A 521-nucleotide genomic window follows, 5' to 3' on the forward strand; every position below is an offset into this window, starting at 1 on the left:
GCAAATGCGGTGCCGGAGGTCAGAACAAAAGAGGTGAAGCCGACGCCAGAGTTGGCGACAAAGCTGGCGAAGCCGCTGGCTGCGCCGAACAGATTAAAGCCACCGGAGATATACTCCATTTCGTTCAGTGTTAACTCTTTCATTGCAATTCCTTGTAGTGATTATTTCCCAAAGGGGCAAGAGCCCCGGCGAAAGGTAGCATTGCAGGACCGTGCGGCGCGAGTGATGCCCGATGCGTACTGGCTCAATTTTTCCTCATTTTTTGATATGAAAGATAGTGGGAAAGCGACGGGGGAGGGGAGGGAAGTATGAAATGAGAAAGAAAGCGATGATGAAACAGGAAAGAAAAAGCCCCGTAAATACGGGGCTTTAGATCGTACGGGAGTGCGTAATTATCTCACGTAAGCCAGCAGACTATGTGAATCCGGCACCATAAAGTCAACGGACATCATCACGGACAGCGCGGTGATGGCGACGATAGAAAAGACGAACAGCTTACGCGCCCAGACTTTATCATCGGC

At 50.7% G+C, this 521-nt stretch carries 2 pseudogenes; both read right to left on the reverse strand.

Annotated features, from left to right (window positions below):
* Positions 1–143: pseudogene (locus ABD481_RS47150) on the reverse strand (hypothetical protein); the annotation flags it as partial.
* Between the two features lie 249 nt (positions 144–392).
* Positions 393–521, reverse strand: a pseudogene (locus ABD481_RS47155) (heme o synthase); the annotation flags it as partial.

Source organism: Catenulispora yoronensis, from assembly GCF_039531695.1.
GTDB classification, from domain to species: Bacteria; Actinomycetota; Actinomycetes; order Streptomycetales; family Catenulisporaceae; genus Catenulispora; species Catenulispora yoronensis.